This window comes from Rhizobium sp. BR 250, assembly GCF_047445855.1.
GTDB lineage: Bacteria > Pseudomonadota > Alphaproteobacteria > Rhizobiales > Rhizobiaceae > Agrobacterium > Agrobacterium tumefaciens_I.
Map to the genome: position 1 here is coordinate 108,420 of NZ_JARWKW010000005.1, position 14,576 is coordinate 122,995.

The following is a 14,576-nucleotide window of genomic DNA, read 5'->3' on the forward strand; positions in this document are numbered from 1 at the left end:
AAGGCGATCCGGCTGCACCGGAAATGCTCATCGGCTGAGGCTGAGTGGCTGGCCACTATTGGTCGTGCCGTCAAAACGCGCATCGGCGCTCTTGTAGACACGGCCGATCGTATCACCGGAACGGTTCTTGAAGAGGACCATCTTGCCGGACACTTCCCAGGAGCCCATCGCCGTCAGCTCGCCCGAGCAACCACGCGTGCCGCCACGCGAACCGCTGCCCAGGTTGGTGAGCGTCAGGAACATGTCGCAATTGGCGCCGCCGTTGGAGACACGCCAGTTGCCGACCATGGATTCCTTGGTGACATCAAGTGCGGCTGCCGGCGGAGCGGCGGAAGCAACATTGGTGCCGCCGGGAGCTGCCGAGGCAGGCGCCGACGGGAACTGGCCGCCGGTGGCACCACCGGGCGGCGGCAGGGCGCCGGACTGAACGGAGGGAACCGGCTGCGCCTGCAATGGCGGCGTATAACCGGGATTGTTGCTGCCGTTGTTGTTGTAATCGTAGGAGGTACGTTGGCAACCGGCGAGAGTCATCACAACCGCAAGGCCCGTCACCACATATCTGAATTGCATATCAAGCTCCCGATTCTCTCGCTTCAGGAAAGACCATGATCAAACAAGAAGGCTGAATTATTACCAAAGCCTTATCTTGCGCAAGCGATGGCCGGGATAATTACCATTTCGGTCGATTTTTACCGAATTTTCCCAGGCCCGGTTGTAAAAAGAGCCGCGGCTGAGACCGCGGCCCGGATTGATTGCCATTACCAGCGAATCGCCTTTAGACGCGACGCTCGACCATCATCTTCTTGATTTCCGCGATCGCCTTGGCCGGGTTCAAGCCCTTCGGGCAGGCCTGCGCGCAGTTCATGATGGTGTGGCAGCGATAAAGACGGAACGGGTCCTCGAGATTGTCGAGACGCTCGCCGGTTGCTTCGTCGCGGCTGTCGATCAGCCAGCGATAGGCCTGCAGCAGAACAGCGGGACCGAGGTAGCGGTCGCCATTCCACCAGTAGCTGGGACAGGAGGTGGAGCAGCAGGCGCACAGGATGCACTCGTAAAGACCATCCAGCTTCAGACGGTCCTCATGGCTCTGCTTCCATTCCTTGGCGGGCGTCGGCGAAACCGTCTTCAGCCAGGGCTCGATGGAGCGGTGCTGGGCGTAGAAGTTCGACAGGTCAGGAACGAGGTCCTTCACGACCGGCATGTGCGGCAGCGGATAAACCTTCACCGTGCCGTTGATCTCTTCCATGCCCTTGGTGCAGGCGAGCGTATTGGTGCCGTCGATGTTCATCGCGCACGAACCGCAAATGCCTTCGCGGCAGGAGCGGCGCAGCGTCAGCGTCGGATCGATATTGTTCTTGATGTAAAGCAGTGCATCGAGAACCATCGGCCCGCAATCATCGACATCGATATAATAGGTATCAATGCGCGGGTTCTGGCCGTCATCCGGGTTCCAGCGATAGATGCGGTATTCGCGCACATTCTTGGCACCATCCGGCTTCGGCCAGACCTTGCCTTCGCTGATCTGGGAATTCTTGGGGAGAGCGAGTTCAACCATATCCAGTTCCTCAAATCAGTAGACGCGCGCCTTCGGCTCGATCTTTTTCGGATCGATGCCGTCGGCGATCAGGTCGGTGTGAACCGGGCGGTAGTCGAGCTTCACGTCGCCTTCCGGGCTGACCCAGGCAAGCGTGTGCTTGCGCCAGTTCACATCGTCGCGACCGGCGAACGGACCGTCGACGAAATCCTCGCGGGCGTGCGAACCGCGGCTTTCCTTGCGTGCTTCCGCGCCATAGACCGTGGTGATCGCATTGGCCATGAGGTTGTGCAGCTCAAGCGTCTCGACCAGATCGGAGTTCCAGACCATCGAGCGGTCCGTGACCTTGACGTCGGGCAGTTCCTTCCAGATGGCGGAAAGACGCTTGCAGCCGCTTTCCAGCGATTCCTGGGTGCGGAACACGGCCGCATCGTCCTGCATGGCGCGCTGCATCTTGTCGCGCAGCACCGCCGTCGGCGTCGAGCCATTGGCGTAACGCAGGCCGTTGAAGCGGTCCATGATCCTGTCGCAGGCGGCCGTATCGAGCGCGGGCACCGGCTCGTTGCGGTCGATGATCTGTGCGGCGCGGATCGCAGCGGCGCGGCCGAAGACCACGAGGTCGATCAGCGAGTTGGAACCGAGGCGGTTGGCACCATGAACCGAGGCGCAACCGGCTTCGCCGACAGCCATCAGGCCGGGCGCGATGCGTTCCGGGTTGTTGGCATCGGCATTCAGCACTTCACCCCAATAGTTGGTCGGAATGCCGCCCATATTGTAGTGAACCGTCGGCAGAACCGGGATCGGCTCGCGCGTTACGTCGACGCCGGCGAAAATCTTCGCGCTTTCGGAAATACCCGGAAGACGCTCATGCAGGATCGCCGGATCGAGGTGATCGAGATGCAGGAAGATGTGATCCTTGTTCTTGCCGACGCCGCGGCCTTCACGGATTTCCATCGTCATGCAGCGGGAGACAACGTCACGCGAGGCAAGATCCTTTGCCGATGGCGCATAACGCTCCATGAAGCGCTCGCCTTCGGAGTTGACGAGATAACCGCCTTCACCGCGTGCGCCTTCGGTGATCAGGCAGCCTGCGCCATAAATGCCGGTCGGGTGGAACTGGACGAATTCCATGTCCTGGAGCGGCAGGCCGGCGCGGGCAATCATGCCGCCGCCGTCGCCGGTGCAGGTGTGGGCAGAGGTCGCCGAGAAATAGGCGCGGCCGTAACCGCCGGTCGCCAGAACCACCATCTTGGCGGCAAAGCGATGGATCGTGCCATCATCGAGGTTCCAGGCGACGACGCCCGTGCAGCGGCCGTCTGCCGACATGATGAGGTCGAGCGCGAAATATTCGATGAAGAATTCCGCATTGTTGCGCAGCGACTGGCCATAAAGCGTGTGCAGAATGGCGTGGCCGGTACGGTCGGCGGCGGCGCAGGTGCGCTGCACCGGCGGGCCTTCGCCGTAATTCTGCATGTGACCACCGAACGGGCGCTGGTAAATCTTGCCCTCGGCATTGCGCGAGAAGGGCACGCCGTAGTGCTCCAGCTCATAGACCGCCTTCGGCGCTTCCATGGCAAGATATTGCATCGCATCGACGTCGCCCAGCCAGTCGGAGCCCTTTACGGTGTCGTAAAGGTGCCACTGCCAACAGTCGGGCGTCATATTGGTGAGCGATGCGGCGATGCCGCCCTGCGCCGCGACCGTGTGGGAGCGCGTCGGGAAAACCTTGGTGATGCAGGCCGTGCGGAAACCCTGTTCCGCCATGCCGAGCGTTGCGCGCAGACCCGCGCCACCGGCGCCCACCACGATCACGTCATAGGAGTGATCGACATAGGTGTAGGCCTTGCCATTCTGGGAAGGTGAACTGATCGATGCCATGGCGGACTTATCCTGCGAATGCGATTTTCAGAATGGCGAAGATGGAAAAACCGCCAATCAGGATCGCGAAAAACGTATTGAGCATCAGAAGAACGAGCTTCGAAACCTCGGCGTGAACGTAGTCTTCGATGATGACCTGCATGCCGAGCTTCATATGGATGAGGCCGGAGACCAGCACCAGAGCCATGATGACCGCAACGAGCGGGTTCGACAGCGCGGCGACGACTTCCGGATAGGGCGCACCGGCATATTTGATGAGGAAGATTACGAAGAAGATCAGCAGCGGAACGTTGGCGACCGCTGTGACGCGCTGGCGCAGGAAATGGTCGGTGCCTTCCTTGGCGGAGCCGAGGCCGCGAACCTTTCCGAGGGGTGTACGCATATCCATGAAAAATCTCCTCAGCGCACGATCAGGACGATGACCCAGATCAGCGCGGTCAGACAGATCGACGCGACCCACGAGGCCTTTGCCAGCTTGGTGGTAAAGTGCTTGTCGAAGCCATGCCCCAGATCCCACATGAAGTGGCGAAGGCCGCCCAGCATGTGGTGGACCAGAGCCCAGGTATATCCGATCAGGATAAGCCTGCCGATGATCGTGCCCATCGCCCAGTTGACCCAGTCGTAATAGGCAGGGCCCGAAGCGAGCGCGATCAGCCACCAGGCAACCAGAAGCGTTCCGAAATAAAGTGCACCGCCCGTGATGCGGTGCACGATGGATGCAACCATCGTCGGAATCGGCTTGTAAATTTGAAGATGCGGCGACAGAGGCCGGTTATTTGTCACATTCGCCATCAGAACCTCGCGGCGTTTTCCCGTGCGTCCGTAAGATCGGACGCCCCCAAGCAACAGCACATGACGAAAGAATGTGCATTGCACCAACCGCGACGTTTAATCACATGGGGGCGTCACCACAAGCATATTTCATGACCGATTCGAATTTAATCGATTGGTTCACGAATTTTTTTTGGATTTTTTCATGTCAAAATAAAAAATCAAGCGTTTCCAAGATTTACGCCCTCAAAATATTTACCTTTACGTAATTCAGAAAAGGTGTAATTTACGATTGGTTAACCTCGAAAACCGGAGCATGAAGCTCATGTTACAGCGCCGAATCGCCGCCCTGACCATGATGGTCGCAGGCGCTATTTTTACCTTCGTGCCGCCGGTAGCGGCAGAGGATTTTTATGGCCGCCACCAATATCGTCACCATCAATCCGAGGTAAGCTTCTCCACCGATGGATTGCCATCCACCCTCCCCGGCGGCACCTATGTCGGCGGCATATCGGCGCTGCGGGTGCGCGGAAACGGCAATTATTTCGCGATCAGCAGCGGATTTTCGCGAAGAAGTGTAACGGATAGAACGGGCTTACAACTAGCCCCCAAGGCGAAAATCATCTCTGTCCATGCCGAAAACGCAGACGATGCCTGCTCGTATGAGCATGGCGTCTGCATCATCAGGCCCTGATCAGATAAAACGCCACACCGTGGTCTTCTTCACTTCGCTGTCTTCAAGCGCCCGCGTCACCGGCACCTGATAGGTCGCCTCGGGGTGAAGCCGCTCCTTGGGCAGATAGGCCCGACCCGGATCGCCGACGAGCACACTCACGCCCTTTTCCGTCAATTCCAGAAACCATGGCACGAGACGGTCGGCAAAGGCACGGTCGTAAAACACGTCGCCCGCCAGCAGAACATCCGCCTCGACCGGCTTTCCGACCAGGTCGAGCCCCGTAAAGCCGATATCCACGCCATTGAGCGCCGCATTCAACCGAATGGCCGTTTCCGTCCACGGATCTATATCGGCGGCCAGAACTTCACGGGCGCCGGCCTTCGACGCCGCGATGGCGACCAGTCCGGAGCCGCTGGCGAAATCCAGCACGCGCTTGCCGCAAACGCTTTCAGGATGATCGAGAACATAGCGGGCAAGCCCCTGCCCACCAGCCCAGGCAAAGGCCCAGAAGGGCGGCGGCAGGCCGACCGCCTCCAGCTCCTCCTCCGTCTTCAGCCACAGCTCATGGGCTTCGGTGGCGAGATAAAGACGTAATTCCGGCACATGCGGCGGGCGCATGATGGCGGCATTGTCGAGAATGAAGCGTTCGGGATCGGTCCTCACCGAAGCATCAATCCGGCGATTTCGGCGGATTGGCAAGACCGCCCATGCGGCAGACCTCGAGATATTCCTCTTCCGTCACCGGCTGCACGGAAAGGCGCATGGACGTCACCAGCGACATCTTCGCCAGCTTCGGATTGGCCTTCACATCCTTCAGAGAGACCGGCTGCGGCACATCGCAGACGGCGCGGATATCAACGCAATCCCATTTCAGATCGCCTTCGGCGGTCGAATCCGGATGCGACAATGCGCAGACTTCGACGATGCCGACGACATCAAGCCCCTCATTGGAGTGATAGAAGAAACCCTTGTCGCCGATTTTCATGGCGCGCATGTTGTTGCGGGCCTGATAGTTGCGCACGCCGGTCCATTCTTCGCCCGCCTCGCCCTTGGCCTTCTGCATTTCCCAGGACCATTTGAACGGCTCGGACTTGTAAAGCCAGTAATTTGCCATGTCCGGTCACGCCCCCGGATTGTTGAAGACCCAATTATAGGGCTTCACATCCACGCTTTCGAACAGACCGGCCTTGGCATAGGGATCGGCATCGGCGATAGCCTTCGCCGCGTCGATATCAGCCGCTTCCACGATGACGAGGCTGCCATTCGGTTTGCCTTCGGCATCGAGAAACGGGCCGGCAATCTTCAATTTACCCTCGGCGTTCAGCGTGTTCAGGTGCTCCAGATGGGCCGGACGCGTCTCCATGCGCACGTTCAGATGGCCGGGCTTGTCCTTGCAGATAAAGGCAAACAGCATTTTCGTCTCCTCGTTAAAGCATGTCTCCCAAAAGTGTCAGCGGTTTTGGGACCAGGACATGCGTAGAATATTATTCGACCGCCCCACCCTCATTCGGTGGTGATCGGCCGTGTCATCAATTGTTGCATGGCGCTCGCCACATCCAGATTGCCATCAATGATGGCGGCCACCGCCTGCGTGACCGGCATGTCGACAGCGTGCTGTTCGCCAAGCCTGGCGGCGACGGCTGCCGCAAAAGCGCCTTCAACCAGCCCGCCGGACATGTCCTTGCCCTCACCCCGGCCAAGCGCGATGCCGAAACGCAGGTTTCGCGACTGGTGGCTGGTTGCGGTCAGCACCAGATCGCCGAGGCCGGAAAGTCCGCGCACCGTATCAGCCTTGCCACCCATGGCGACGATGAGGCGCGACATTTCCGCGAGCCCGCGCGAAATCAGCGCCGCCCGGGCGGAATCGCCAAGGCCAGCGCCTTCGACGATGCCGGCGGCAATGGCGAGAACATTCTTGAGTGCGCCACCAAGCTGCACGCCGATGCGGTCGGTCGAGGCATAAAGCCGGAAGGTTCTGCCGGAAATCGTGGTTGCCAGCCGTTCGGCAACCGCTGCATCTTCCGCCGCAATAGCCATGGCCGTCGGCAATCCGCGCGCTATATCGGCAGCAAACCCCGGACCGGACAGAACCGCGATCGGATGATGCGGCAGTTCCAATTCCAGAAGTTCCGTCAGCAGACGGCCGGAATTGCGGTCAATACCCTTGGCACAGGTGACGACGATAGAGTCATTAGCCAGATAAGGACCATAATGGCGGGCAGCATCGGCATGGGCCTGCGAAGGCATGGCGAAGAGGACGATATCGGCACCAGTCAGCACATCCGGCTCGGCGGAAAATTCAAGCGCATCCGGCAGGTCCACGCCCGGCAGGGCCGCCTCGTGCATCCGGTCGCTCCTGAGATCGGCCATCAAGGCCGGATCGCGGCCGAGCAGGATCACATCATGCCGGTTCTCCAGCGCGATAACGACGGCGAGCGCAGTTCCGAAGGCGCCGGCGCCTACAACGACGATTTTTTCCCGCTGCATCAGGCCTTGGCTCCCCTTTTACCGAAACCGATCAATGTCTCGGCGCTGCCATCAAGCGGCCAGCGCGAGCGCGGCGGAATTTCCAGCGGATCGGCTTGCCTGCCATCCGCCATGCGCTCCAGCCCGGCCCAGGCAATCATCGCGGCATTATCGGTGCAGAGCCGGTGCGGCGGTGCGACGAAACGAAAGCCATGGGTGTCGCAAAGCGATTGCAGGGTCTGGCGGATTTCCTGGTTGGCAGCGACGCCGCCGGCCACGACCAGTGCAGGTGTGGTCTCCAACTGCGGAAACTCTCGGCTGAACCGCGCAAGGCCACGGCCGATACGGTCTTTCAGGGTGCGCGACACCGCCTTCTGGAAGGAGGCGCAGATATCGGCGATATCCTGCTCCGAAAGTGGTGCGATAGCGGTCGCGGCCTGCCGCACTGCTGTCTTCAAGCCCGAGAAGGAAAAGTCGAGCCGTGTTTCACCCACCATCGGGCGGGGAAGCGTAAAACGGTCCGGGTCACCTTTCGCCGCCGCTTTCTCCACGGCAGGCCCACCGGGATAGGGCAGGCCCAGAAGCTTCGCAGTCTTGTCGAAGGCCTCGCCCAAAGCGTCATCGATGGTGGTTCCCCAGCGCTCGTAGTCGCCCACCCCGCGCACCAGCACCAGCTGGGTGTGGCCACCGGACACCAGCAACATCAGATAGGGAAAAGACAGACCGTCGGTCAGCCGCGCCGTCAGCGCATGGCCTTCCAGGTGGTTGATGGCGTAAAGCGGCTTGCCGGCCGCCTTGGCGATGGCCTTGCCCGTCATCAGCCCCACCAGCAGGCCGCCGATGAGACCGGGGCCGGAGGTGGCGGCGATGGCATCGACATCCGCAAGGGTCACACCCGCCTGCTCCAGCGCTTCCTCCACCAGCGTATCCAGCGCCTCGACATGGGCACGGGCAGCAATTTCCGGCACCACACCGCCATAGGCGCTGTGTTCCTCAAGCTGCGACAAAACGACGTCGGAGACGATCTCGCCGCGCCCGTCCGCATGCCGAACCACAATGGATGCAGCGGTTTCGTCACAGCTGGTCTCTATGCCGAGGATACGAAGAAAGGGGGCCATCAAATCTGTTCGTTCATTGCGATCATGCGCTGAGTTGGTCTAAGACAACTCCGGTAACAATGGATAGACGCGGATGCAAACAAAACCTTTCCGAATCGGCACGCGCGGCAGCCCGCTGGCGCTTGCACAGGCTTATGAGACCCGCAGCCGGCTGATGGCGGCGCATGGTCTGCCGGAAGAAATGTTCGAGATCGTCGTGCTGTCCACCAAGGGCGACCGGATCACCGACCGCGCCCTTTCGGAAATCGGCGGCAAGGGCCTGTTCACGGAGGAGTTGGAAAGCCAGCTGCTTTCCGGCGAGCTCGATATTGCCGTGCACTCCTCCAAGGACATGCCAACGGTTTTGCCTGACGGCCTCCATCTTTCCGCTTTCCTGCCGCGTGAGGACGTGCGCGATGCTTTTATCGGTCGTACCGCGCCAAAGCTGCTGGAACTACCGCAGGGCGCCGTGGTGGGGTCCGCATCCTTGCGCCGCCAGGCACTGATCCGCCGACAGCGCCCGGATCTCCGTGTCATCATCTTTCGTGGTCAGGTCGATACACGCTTGCGTAAGCTGGAAGATGGCCAGGCAGACGCGACACTTCTTGCCTTTGCAGGCCTGAAGCGGCTCGGCAAGGACAACGTCCCGACGGAAATTCTCGATCCGAAAGAATTTCCCCCCGCTCCGGCCCAAGGCGCAATCGGGATCGAGAGCCGCATCGGCGACGCTCGCATGGACGAGCTGCTCGCCCCCATAAACCACAGGCCCACCCATGATGCCGTAACCTGCGAGCGCGCCTTTCTGGCGGCACTTGACGGTTCCTGTCGCACCCCCATTGCCGGTTACGCCACCTGCGACGGCGAAGCGCTGCATTTTTCCGGCCTGATCCTCACGCCGGATGGCCAGACGAGCCACGGCGTCGAAATCTCCGGCAACCGCAGGGATGCGGCGAAGCTCGGCCAACAGGCCGGCGAAGAGGTGCGCGCCGAGGCGGGCAGCAATTTCTTCGAAGGCTGGAGCTGAACCGATGCGGATCGTCGTCACCCGGCCGCAACGTTCGGGAGAAAGGACGGCCGCAAAGCTTGAAGCGTTCGGCCATGAGCCTGCGCTTCTGCCGCTGTTTCATCCCGTCCATCATGGGGAACGCGCCGTGGCGGCACTGTCCGACCCGGCCGGAGCCATCGCGGTGACGAGCGCCGAAGCCCTGCATGCGCTGGCAACCTCCGGGGAGCGGCTCGCCCCGCATCTGTCAAAACCGCTTTTTGCCGTCGGCGAGGCGACAGCGGAAGCGGCGGAAAAAACCGGCTTCGAGCAGATATTCACCGCCTCCGGTGATGCCGTGAGCCTGACCGCTCTGGTAACGCAGCACCGCGCTTTTCTGACTGAAGAAGACCCCCTGCTCTATCTCGCCGGCAGGCCACGCGGCACCGTCTTCGAAGAGGGTCTCGCCGCCGCTGCAATCCCCTTCAGAGCGGTCGACTGTTACGAGATGCTGCCCTCGCCTATCTCCGAAGCCATGCTGGAAACGGTGCTTGCCGAACCCGCTGCCGATGTCGTTCTGCTCTATTCCTCGGAAGCGGCGCGGGCCTTTTTCCGGCATGCATCGGCAGAAAAATACGGGGCAGCGCTGGCGGCGACAAAATTCATCTGCATCAGCCGCAACGTGCTGTCTCTGGTTCCGGAAATCTTTCGTGCAAACGCCAGAGCCGCCGAAGAGCCGAGCGAGGTGGCCATGTTCAAACTTCTGCGCCGCGACTCTGGAACCTAATTCAAGCTCGCCTCTTTCCTTTGCCGCCGTCACTGACTAGGTTTAGACTACTGCAGGCAGAAATGAGGTTGTCATGGTATCGGGAAAGCCGCCACGCCACTCCAAGTCCAAAGCCGAACCGGTCACCATCGACCTGGACGCGAAAGACGTGAAAGCAATTTCTGCCGATGGAGATGCTGCCAGAACGGACGAAAAGCCCGGTGACAAAACGCCGGCAGCGACCGAGTCGGGCGCAGCAGAAACAAAACCCGCAGCAGCCGCAGCGGGCAATCCTGCCCCCGTCTGGGACCAGCCACACAAAACCCCTCTCGAACCTGGGCCCAATGTCGGCAGGACGGAATCGGCGACTGCCGGGCAGAATGCGGAAAGCCCTGCGGACAAGCCGAAGGAGCCCGTTTCGCCAGCTGCTGTCCCGCCGAAAGCCGATGCAGGACCAGCGACAGGCACCGCCGGAACGAGCGCCGCTTCGGCTGCCTCAGCGGCTTCGAAGCCGGCCTTCGGCTCCCCGGCCTCCTCCAGCACATCCGGCAGCGCCGCTGCTTCGGCTGCTGCAAAATCCTCGACCGCCACCTCCTCGTCGGGGCCGACGAAGCCCTCCACGCCGCAGCAGGCGGAGCGCAAACAGGCGGCCACCTCAGGATTGGTTGCGGCCGGTATCGTCGGCGGCCTTGTGGCGCTCGCCGCCGCCGGCAGTATGCAATATGCCGGTATCCTGCCATCCTTTAATGCAGGCCGGGCCGGAAGCGATGAAATCACCACACTGAAATCCGATCTCGGCAGCCTGCGGCAACAGCTTGCCAACACTCCGGCGGCAGACAGCTCGGCGCTGGAACAGCGCATTGCAGCGCTCGAAGGGGCAAAGGGTGAAGCCCCGCAAGTGGATGGGCTTTCGGAAAAAATCACGGCACTGGAGGCCACCCTTCAGTCCGAGCGTTCCGCGCAGGCCTCCGCTACGGCCGAATTGACGCGCCGCCTGGCCGATGCGGAAGCCAAGATCAACGAGCCGCGCGACGATATCGAAGTCGCCCGCGCCATAGCCTCGGCCGCGCTGAAAGCCGCGATCGATCGCGGCGGGCCGTTCCTCACCGAACTCGATACGCTCTCCAAGGTCACGCCTGACGATCCGGCCATCGCATCGCTGCAATCTTTCGCCGCCACCGGCGTGCCGTCACGTTCGGAACTGATGCAGAAATTCCCTGATGTCGCCAATGCGATGCTATCGGCCATCAACCAGCCCGATCCCAACCAGGGCATAATGGAACGCCTGACCGAAAGCGCCTTTTCGCTGGTGAAGGTTCGCCCCGTCGGAAATATCGAGGGTGAGACCCCCGACGCGGTGATCGCGCGCATGGAAAACAAGCTGCGCAACGGCGATCTGCAGGGCGCAGCGCTTGAATGGAACGGGCTTCCCGAGGCGGCCAAGGCGGCATCCGCCGACTACAAGAAATCTCTGGATGCGCGTATCGAGGTCGAAAATCTGGTGGGAGGCACGTTGAACCGTGCCATCACCAGCACCGGCAGGCAGGGGTAAGGGCATGACCAGAATTCTGACTTTCGCCGTTATCGTTCTGGCGCTCGGTTTCGGTTTCTCCTGGCTGGCGGACAGGCCGGGCGTGCTCTCCATCGTCTGGCAGGGCCAGCTGATCGAAATGAGCCTGATGGTTGCCGCCTCCATCATCGCGGCGCTGGTTGCCGCCGTCATGCTGGTCTGGTGGGTCGTCAACGCCATCTGGACCTCGCCCAATGCCGCCCGCCGTTATTTTCGCGCCCGCAAGCGTGACCGCGGTTATCAGGCCCTGTCCACCGGCCTCATCGCCGCCGGCGCCGGCAATGCCATCCTCGCCCGCAAGATGACGGCCCGCACGCAGGGGCTGCTTAGCGCCGATCAGGAACCACTCATCCACCTGCTGGATGCGCAGGCCGATCTGATCGAAGGCAAATATGACGAGGCGCGGCGCAAATTCGAAGCCATGGCCCGAGATCCGGAAACCCGCGAGCTGGGGCTTCGTGGCTTGTATATAGAGGCGCGCCGACAGGGAGCTTATGAGGCCGCCCAGCAATATGCCGAGGATGCAGCGGAAAAAGCCCCCTATCTGCCCTGGGCAGCACAGGCAACGCTGGAAAACCGCTGCCGCAATGGGCAATGGGACGATGCCATCCGCCTGCTCGACCAGCAGAAGGCGGCAAGCGTGATCGAGCGTGGTGAAGCGGAACGGCTGAAAGCCGTGCTTCTCACCGCCAAGGCAGGCGAGAAGCTGGAAAGCGATCCGGTCGGTGCGCGCGAGGATGCCAAGCAGGCTCTCAAGCTCGCAAAAGGCCTCGTGCCGGCGGCGCTGATCGCGGCGAAATCCTATCTGCGTGAAGACAATCTGCGCAAGGCGGCAACGGTTCTGGAACCGGTGTGGAAGAACGATCCACATCCGCAGATCGCCGAGCTTTATGTCCGCGCCCGCAGTGGCGACACCGCCATCGACCGGCTGAAACGCGCCGAGCGGCTGGAAAGCCTGAAACCCAACAATATCGAATCCCTGTTCGCCGTGGCGCAGGCAGCACTCGATGCCAAGGAATTCGCCAAGGCGCGGGCCAAGGCCGAGGCCGCCGCCCGGATCGAACCGCGTGAAAGCATCTTCCTGCTGATGGCCGATATCGAGGAGGCCGAAACCGGCGATCAGGGCCGGGTGCGCTACTGGATGGCGCAGGCGCTGCGCGCGCCGCGAGACCCCGCCTGGGTTGCCGATGGCATCGTCTCTGAAAAATGGCTGCCCGTTTCGCCCGTCACCGGTCGTCTCGACGCCTTCGAATGGAAAGCGCCCTTCGGCCAACTCGAAGGTCCCGTCGAGGATCTTGCGATCGAAAACGCGATTGCCGCAGCACCAGCACGGGCCGAACCGGCTGCAAAGACGATCATTGTCGAAGCCGCGCCCGAGACCCGCGCGGAACCGAAACCCGCCCCGGCTGCGCCGATCGAGGTGAAGCCGATCGTATCAGCCCCGAAGGAAAAGAAGCCCGTCACAATCGAAGCGCCGGCGGAAGCCGATCAACCGGATGAAAAGGCGGAAGCCGTGCCATTTTTCGGCGGCGCACCGGATGATCCGGGCGTCAAGAAACCCGCCGCGGAAGCCGACCCCAAGACCCGGCTCAAACTCTTTTGACGAACAGGCGATCAATGTTCCATCAAATACAGTCGTTTCTTCAAAACCTCGTCGGTCCGCATGCGGGTGATTTCAGCCCGGACGATCTGAGGGTGGCAGTCGCCGCCCTTTGTTTCCAGGTGATGGAAGCGGATGGCACCGTCTCGAAAAGCGAACGTGATCGCCTGCGCGAAATCCTGCAGGATTATTATCATCTCGACAGCGGCAAACTCGATGCCCTTCTCGCCGCCGGCCAGGAGGCCGGCAAGGAAGCCGTCGATTATTACCGCTTCACCACCGATATCCGCCGCCATCTCGATGAAGATCAGCGCGTGGAGCTTATTGGCATATTATGGGATATTGTTTACGCTGACGGCGAACGAAGCGAAATGGAAGATCATGTGATCTGGCGAGTCGCCGATCTGCTTGGTGTTTCCGTGCGCGACAGGGTTCTGCAACGTCAGCAGGCCGCCACGAGGTCCGGGCCCGCTGAAGAAAGCGAAAACGAAGACGATGCTGTTTGACCCCTCCAGGCAACAGAAAGAACAACCTTCGCTGCTTGTCGTCCTGCATCAGGAACGTTCCACGCCCGGTCGCGTCGGCCAGATGCTGGTGGAAAAGGGGTATCGCCTCGATGTAAGGCGCCCAGCGCTCGGCGATGACCTGCCGCAGACATTGGAAAAACACGCCGGCGCCATCATCTTCGGCGGCCCGATGAGCGCCAATGACCCACATGATTATGTCAAAGCCGAAATCGACTGGCTGAAGGTGCCGCTGAAGGAAAACAAGCCCTTTCTCGGCATCTGTCTCGGCGCGCAGATGCTGTCCAAACATCTGGGCGGCAGGGTCGAGGCCGACAGGGATGGCAAGGTGGAAATCGGCTGGTATCCGCTTCACGCCACCGAACATGGGCGGCTTTTAATGCCGCATTGGCCAAAGATGGTCTATCATTTTCATAAGGAAGGCTTTGAACTGCCGCGTGGCGCTGAGCTTCTGGCCTCCGGTGAGACCTATCCCAACCAGGCCTATCGTTATGGAAAAAATGCCTGGGGCCTGCAGTTTCACGCAGAACTCACCCGCGCCATGATGCATAGCTGGGTGGTGCGCGGCGCGCAGCGTTTCGGCATGCCCAATGCGCAGGTCGGCAGCCAGCATCTGGAAGGCCGCATGCTGTTCGACACACCGCTCAGAGCATGGCTCGGCAATTTTCTCGATCTGGTCTTCGAAGGCAAGGCGCAGCGCTGAGACCTTGTA

General features: G+C 61.1%; 17 protein-coding genes. 7 read left to right on the forward strand and 10 right to left on the reverse strand.

Translation table 11 applies throughout. The annotated features are described in order from the left end of the window. Window positions 1–27: 27 nt before the first annotated feature. The 5 genes from QD336_RS09855 to sdhC form a co-directional block, all read right to left on the reverse strand. Entirely contained in the window at window positions 28–570 is a 543-nt protein-coding gene (locus QD336_RS09855; RefSeq protein ID WP_080853029.1) for a protease inhibitor Inh/omp19 family protein, read from the reverse strand. Between the two features lie 205 nt (window positions 571–775). Then, entirely contained in the window at window positions 776–1,555 is a 780-nt protein-coding gene (locus tag QD336_RS09860) for a succinate dehydrogenase iron-sulfur subunit (RefSeq protein ID WP_003523509.1), read from the reverse strand. A gap of 15 nt (window positions 1,556–1,570) precedes the next feature. Next, window positions 1,571–3,412, reverse strand: coding sequence for a succinate dehydrogenase flavoprotein subunit (gene sdhA / locus QD336_RS09865; RefSeq protein ID WP_149742089.1), 1,842 nt, complete (start codon window positions 3,410–3,412; stop codon window positions 1,571–1,573). Between the two features lie 7 nt (window positions 3,413–3,419). After that, window positions 3,420–3,800, reverse strand: coding sequence for a succinate dehydrogenase, hydrophobic membrane anchor protein (sdhD, locus tag QD336_RS09870; protein ID WP_499170468.1), 381 nt, complete (start codon window positions 3,798–3,800; stop codon window positions 3,420–3,422). 11 nt (window positions 3,801–3,811) lie between these two features. After that, complete coding sequence (gene sdhC, locus QD336_RS09875; protein ID WP_006310797.1) at window positions 3,812–4,204, reverse strand: succinate dehydrogenase, cytochrome b556 subunit; 393 nt, start codon at window positions 4,202–4,204, stop codon at window positions 3,812–3,814. 304 nt (window positions 4,205–4,508) lie between these two features. On the opposite strand from sdhC, the gene QD336_RS09880 reads away from it, so the two are divergent. Next, window positions 4,509–4,877, forward strand: coding sequence for a hypothetical protein (locus QD336_RS09880; RefSeq protein WP_499170656.1), 369 nt, complete (start codon window positions 4,509–4,511; stop codon window positions 4,875–4,877). Here QD336_RS09880 and QD336_RS09885 read toward each other — a convergent pair whose 3' ends face one another. The 5 genes from QD336_RS09885 to tsaD form a co-directional block, all read right to left on the reverse strand. Beyond that, the gene (locus QD336_RS09885) at window positions 4,878–5,522 is read right to left on the reverse strand and encodes a class I SAM-dependent methyltransferase (protein WP_499170469.1); all 645 of its coding nucleotides are present in this window, start codon (window positions 5,520–5,522) and stop codon (window positions 4,878–4,880) included. Window positions 5,523–5,529: 7 nt separating this feature from the next. Continuing rightward, window positions 5,530–5,973: an EVE domain-containing protein gene (locus QD336_RS09890; RefSeq protein WP_269346923.1), complete on the reverse strand. Its 444-nt coding sequence runs from the start codon at window positions 5,971–5,973 to the stop codon at window positions 5,530–5,532. Window positions 5,974–5,979: 6 nt separating this feature from the next. After that, a complete protein-coding gene (locus tag QD336_RS09895; protein ID WP_269346921.1) occupies window positions 5,980–6,273 on the reverse strand; it encodes a YciI-like protein in 294 nt (97 codons plus the stop codon). 89 nt (window positions 6,274–6,362) lie between these two features. Continuing rightward, window positions 6,363–7,346 carry an NAD(P)H-dependent glycerol-3-phosphate dehydrogenase gene (locus QD336_RS09900; RefSeq protein ID WP_499170471.1) on the reverse strand — a complete coding sequence of 328 codons (984 nt, stop codon included), beginning with the start codon at window positions 7,344–7,346 and terminating at the stop codon, window positions 6,363–6,365. Beyond that, the gene (gene tsaD, locus QD336_RS09905; protein ID WP_499170472.1) at window positions 7,346–8,443 is read right to left on the reverse strand and encodes a tRNA (adenosine(37)-N6)-threonylcarbamoyltransferase complex transferase subunit TsaD; all 1,098 of its coding nucleotides are present in this window, start codon (window positions 8,441–8,443) and stop codon (window positions 7,346–7,348) included. Before tsaD ends, QD336_RS09900 begins: the two co-directional genes overlap by 1 nt. A 73-nt stretch (window positions 8,444–8,516) precedes the next feature. On the opposite strand from tsaD, the gene hemC reads away from it, so the two are divergent. From hemC to QD336_RS09935, 6 genes are all read left to right on the forward strand, one after another. Further along, window positions 8,517–9,446, forward strand: coding sequence for a hydroxymethylbilane synthase (gene hemC / locus QD336_RS09910; RefSeq protein ID WP_499170473.1), 930 nt, complete (start codon window positions 8,517–8,519; stop codon window positions 9,444–9,446). A gap of 4 nt (window positions 9,447–9,450) precedes the next feature. Next, on the forward strand, window positions 9,451–10,191 hold the full coding sequence (locus tag QD336_RS09915) for a uroporphyrinogen-III synthase (RefSeq protein WP_499170474.1): 741 nt from the start codon (window positions 9,451–9,453) through the stop codon (window positions 10,189–10,191). A gap of 73 nt (window positions 10,192–10,264) precedes the next feature. Beyond that, entirely contained in the window at window positions 10,265–11,722 is a 1,458-nt protein-coding gene (locus QD336_RS09920) for a COG4223 family protein (protein ID WP_499170475.1), read from the forward strand. Window positions 11,723–11,726: 4 nt separating this feature from the next. Beyond that, a complete protein-coding gene (locus QD336_RS09925) occupies window positions 11,727–13,343 on the forward strand; it encodes a heme biosynthesis protein HemY (protein WP_499170477.1) in 1,617 nt (538 codons plus the stop codon). 14 nt (window positions 13,344–13,357) lie between these two features. Beyond that, a complete protein-coding gene (locus QD336_RS09930) occupies window positions 13,358–13,846 on the forward strand; it encodes a tellurite resistance TerB family protein (RefSeq protein ID WP_269346907.1) in 489 nt (162 codons plus the stop codon). Continuing rightward, window positions 13,836–14,567 carry a glutamine amidotransferase gene (locus tag QD336_RS09935; protein WP_499170478.1) on the forward strand — a complete coding sequence of 244 codons (732 nt, stop codon included), beginning with the start codon at window positions 13,836–13,838 and terminating at the stop codon, window positions 14,565–14,567. The genes QD336_RS09930 and QD336_RS09935 overlap by 11 nt, the downstream gene beginning before the upstream one ends. Window positions 14,568–14,576 lie beyond the last annotated feature (9 nt).

Bases quoted from the DNA above. Each gene is read 5' to 3' on its own strand.
- QD336_RS09855 (WP_080853029.1), bottom strand. From the start codon at position 570: ATGCAATTCAGATATGTGGTGACGGGCCTTGCGGTTGTGATGACTCTC.
- QD336_RS09860 (WP_003523509.1), bottom strand. From the start codon at position 1,555: ATGGTTGAACTCGCTCTCCCCAAGAATTCCCAGATCAGCGAAGGCAAG.
- sdhA (WP_149742089.1), bottom strand. From the start codon at position 3,412: ATGGCATCGATCAGTTCACCTTCCCAGAATGGCAAGGCCTACACCTAT.
- sdhD (WP_499170468.1), bottom strand. From the start codon at position 3,800: ATGGATATGCGTACACCCCTCGGAAAGGTTCGCGGCCTCGGCTCCGCC.
- sdhC (WP_006310797.1), bottom strand. From the start codon at position 4,204: ATGGCGAATGTGACAAATAACCGGCCTCTGTCGCCGCATCTTCAAATT.
- QD336_RS09880 (WP_499170656.1), top strand. From the start codon at position 4,509: ATGTTACAGCGCCGAATCGCCGCCCTGACCATGATGGTCGCAGGCGCT.
- QD336_RS09890 (WP_269346923.1), bottom strand. From the start codon at position 5,973: ATGGCAAATTACTGGCTTTACAAGTCCGAGCCGTTCAAATGGTCCTGG.
- QD336_RS09895 (WP_269346921.1), bottom strand. From the start codon at position 6,273: ATGCTGTTTGCCTTTATCTGCAAGGACAAGCCCGGCCATCTGAACGTG.
- QD336_RS09900 (WP_499170471.1), bottom strand. From the start codon at position 7,346: ATGCAGCGGGAAAAAATCGTCGTTGTAGGCGCCGGCGCCTTCGGAACT.
- tsaD (WP_499170472.1), bottom strand. From the start codon at position 8,443: ATGGCCCCCTTTCTTCGTATCCTCGGCATAGAGACCAGCTGTGACGAA.
- hemC (WP_499170473.1), top strand. From the start codon at position 8,517: ATGCAAACAAAACCTTTCCGAATCGGCACGCGCGGCAGCCCGCTGGCG.
- QD336_RS09915 (WP_499170474.1), top strand. From the start codon at position 9,451: ATGCGGATCGTCGTCACCCGGCCGCAACGTTCGGGAGAAAGGACGGCC.
- QD336_RS09920 (WP_499170475.1), top strand. From the start codon at position 10,265: ATGGTATCGGGAAAGCCGCCACGCCACTCCAAGTCCAAAGCCGAACCG.
- QD336_RS09925 (WP_499170477.1), top strand. From the start codon at position 11,727: ATGACCAGAATTCTGACTTTCGCCGTTATCGTTCTGGCGCTCGGTTTC.
- QD336_RS09930 (WP_269346907.1), top strand. From the start codon at position 13,358: ATGTTCCATCAAATACAGTCGTTTCTTCAAAACCTCGTCGGTCCGCAT.
- QD336_RS09935 (WP_499170478.1), top strand. From the start codon at position 13,836: ATGCTGTTTGACCCCTCCAGGCAACAGAAAGAACAACCTTCGCTGCTT.